This window comes from Streptomyces niphimycinicus (assembly GCF_018883605.1).
Taxonomy (GTDB): domain Bacteria; phylum Actinomycetota; class Actinomycetes; order Streptomycetales; family Streptomycetaceae; genus Streptomyces; species Streptomyces niphimycinicus.
Genome location: NZ_JAHLEM010000544.1, coordinates 1 through 3,516, shown reverse-complemented (window position 1 = coordinate 3,516; position 3,516 = coordinate 1). Strand labels below are relative to the sequence as shown.

The following is a 3,516-nucleotide window of genomic DNA, read 5'->3' as shown; positions in this document are numbered from 1 at the left end:
CGGTGGTACGCGGCTCCGCCGTGAACCAGGACGGCGCGAGCAACGGTCTGACGGCCCCCAACGGTCCGTCTCAGCGCCGCGTGATCCGGCAGGCGCTGGAGAACTGTGAGCTGACCCCCAGCCAGATCGACGTGGTCGAGGCGCACGGTACGGGAACGACGCTGGGCGACCCGATCGAGGCGCAGGCGCTGCTGGCGACGTATGGCCAGGATCGGCCCGAGGGCCGCCCGTTGTGGCTGGGCTCGCTGAAGTCGAACCTCGGCCATACGCAGGCCGCCGCCGGTGTGGCCGGCGTCATCAAGATGGTGATGGCGATGCGGCACGGCGTCCTGCCGAAGACGCTGCATGTCGACGCTCCGTCGAGCCATGTGGACTGGTCCGAGGGCCAGGTCGAGCTGTTGACCGAGGCGAGGGCGTGGCCGGAGACCGGGGAGCCGCGCAGGGTCGGTGTGTCCTCGTTCGGCGTGAGCGGGACGAACGCGCATGTGATCCTGGAGCAGGCCCCGGAGGCCGAGACCGAGGCGGAGGTTGCCGAGGAGCCCGCTGACGGTGGTGTCGCGGGCCCGGTGGCGTGGGTGGTGTCGGGCAAGACCGACACCGCGTTGCGGGTGCAGGCCGGGCGGCTGCGGGAGTTCGTGGCGGAGCGGCCGGAGCTGGGCGCCGCCGATGTGGCACTCTCGCTGGCGACGACCAGGTTCGCCTTCGAGCAGCGGGCCGTGGTGACCGGGACCAGCCGTGAGGAACTCCTCGAGCGCCTGGAGGCGGTGGCCGAGGGCGCGAAGCTCCCCGGTGTGGTCTGGGGGAAGGACGCCGAAACGCCTGGTCGTTCGGTGTTCGTGTTCCCGGGTCAGGGTGCGCAGTGGGTGGGCATGGCGGTGGGGCTGCTGGAGTCCTCGCCGGTGTTCGCGGAGGCGATCGGTGAGTGTGAGTCGGCGCTGTCGGCCCATGTGGACTGGTCGCTGACGGATGTGCTGCGCGGGGTTGACGGTGCTCCCGGTTTCGACCGGGTGGATGTCGTCCAGCCGGTGCTCTTCGCGGTGATGGTGTCGCTGGCGAAGCTGTGGCGTTCGGTGGGTGTCGAGCCGGACGCGGTGATGGGTCACAGTCAGGGTGAGATCGCGGCGGCGTGTGTGGCCGGTGCGCTGTCGCTGGAGGACGCCGCGAAGGTGGTGACCTTGCGGTCGCAGGCGATCGCGAGGGGCCTTGCGGGCCGTGGCGGCATGGTGTCGGTCGGGCTGCCGGCGGACCAGGTGGAGGAGCGTCTCGCCCGGTGGGGTGGCGCGATCTCGGTGGCGGCGGTGAACGGCCCCGGTTCCGTGGTGGTCTCGGGTGACCCGGGTGCGCTGGATGAGATGGTGGCGGAGCTGGAGGGTGAGGAGGCGCGGGTCCGCCGGGTTCCGGTGGACTACGCGTCGCACTCGGCGCATGTGGAGGGGATCCGCGAGGAGCTGCTGAAGGTTCTGGCGGATATCGCGCCGCGTTCGTCGGACGTCCCGTTCTACTCGACCGTGTCCGGTGAGCTGGTGGACACCGCCGGGCTGGACGCCGAGTACTGGTACCGGAACCTGCGGCAGACCGTCGAGCTGGAGTCCACGACGCGCACCCTGCTCGATGCGGGCCACACCGTGTTCATCGAGGTGAGCCCGCATCCGGTGCTGACCCTGCCGGTGCAGCAGACGGTGGAGGCCGCCGAGGCGCGGGCGGTGGTCCTGGGGACTCTGCGGCGTGATGAGGGCGGAGCTGAGCGGTTCCTGACCTCCGCCGCCGAACTGCATGTCAGCGGGGCGAGCGTCGACTGGCGGAAGGTGTTCGAAGGACACCGCCCCCGCCGTGTGGAACTGCCGACCTACGCCTTCCAGCACGAGCGCTTCTGGCTCGACGCCCCCGCGGGTATGGGCGATGTGGGCTCGGTGGGGTTGGGCTCGCTGGGGCATCCGTTGCTGGGCGCGGTGGTGTCGCTGGCGAGCGGCGGCGGGGTGCTGCTGAGCGGACGGCTGTCGTTGGCCACGCATGGCTGGCTGGCGGATCACGCCGTGCACGGAGTGATGTTGCTGCCGGGGACGGCGTTCGTGGAGTTGGTGGTACGGGCGGGCGACCAGGTCGGGGCCGGCCGCGTTGAGGAACTGGTCCTGGAAGCGCCGCTGATCGTGCCCGAGAAGGGTGGAGTACACCTTCAGGTCGAGGTGGGGGAGGCGGACGCTTCCGGCTTCCGTGAGGTGAGTGTGTTCTCGCGGGAGGAAGCGGAGGGCGAGGGCGCCGCATGGGTGCGGCATGCCCATGGTGTGGTCGGCTCGGCCGCGCCCGTCTCCGGCACCCAGTTCGACTTCGGTGTGTGGCCTCCGGCGGGGGCCGAGTCGGTCGATGTGTCGGGTGAGTATGCGCGGGCGGCGGAGAACGGGTTGGAGTACGGGCCCGTCTTCCAGGGGCTGAAGCAGGCGTGGCGCCGTGACGACGAGGTGTTCGCGGAGGTCGAGCTTCCGGAGGAGGAGGGGGACCGGGCGGGTCAGTTCGGTCTGCATCCGGCGCTGTTCGACGCGGCGCTGCACGCGATGGGTGTGAGCGAGAGCCTGTCGGGCGGTTCGGGGAGCCGGCTGCCGTTCTCATGGCGCGGGTTCGCCCTGGAGGCGGTGGGCGCGACATCGCTGCGGGTACGGCTGGCGTCGGCGGGTGCCGGGTCGGACGCGGTGTCGGTGCTGGTGGGGGACGAGTCCGGGCGGGTGGTGGCGTCGGTCGAGTCGCTGGTGTTGCGTCCGGTCGATGCGGATCAACTGAAGGCCGTGGGCGGCGCGGCGCGGGAGGCGCTGTTCCGGGTCGAGTGGGTGGACGCGCCCCAGGCTGTGGCGGTGGGTGAGATCGCGCCGAGGACCGAGGTGGTGCGGGTCGTCTCCGGCGGTGCGGATGTGGTGGGTGAGACGTATGGGCGGGTGTTCGAGGTTGTGGAGCGGGTGCAGGCATGGCTGGCCGACGAGGACCTTGCCGGTGAGCGGCTGGTGGTGGTGACCCGGGGCGCTGTTGACGCGGGTGACGGCGTTGGTGTGCGGGATCTGGCGGGGGCCGCGGTGTGGGGTCTGGTGCGGTCCGCGCAGTCGGAGAACCCCGGGCGCCTGGTGCTGGTGGACACCGATGATGTGGACGGGGTGGCTGGTGTTCTTCCCGGGCTGCTGACTCGAGGTGAGGAGCAGTTGGTGGTGCGGTCGGGTGCGGTGCGGATGCCGCGCCTGGGCCGGGTGCTGCCCTCGGGTGGGGCTCTGGAGTCGGGTGAGGTTCGGGAGTCGGGTGGGTTCGGCTCGGGTGCCGTTCTGGTCACCGGTGGTACGGGTGTTCTGGGTGGTGTCGTGGCCCGGCATCTGGTGGCCCGGCATGGCGTCGAGAAGCTGGTGCTGATGTCCCGCCGTGGTGCGGAGGCTGAGGGCGCGGCCGAGCTGCGGGCCGAGTTGGAGGCCGCCGGCGCCGAGGTGGTGATCGCGGCGTGTGACGCCGCGGACCGTCAGGCCCTGGCCGGGGTGTTGTCGGGGC

At 71.4% G+C, this 3,516-nt stretch carries 1 protein-coding gene; it reads left to right on the top strand.

Features of this window, described 5'->3' with window-relative positions; genetic code table 11:
• Nucleotides 1-3,516 (top strand): type I polyketide synthase (locus KN815_RS35645; RefSeq protein ID WP_216345987.1); only part of this gene is annotated, 3,516 nt, incomplete at both ends.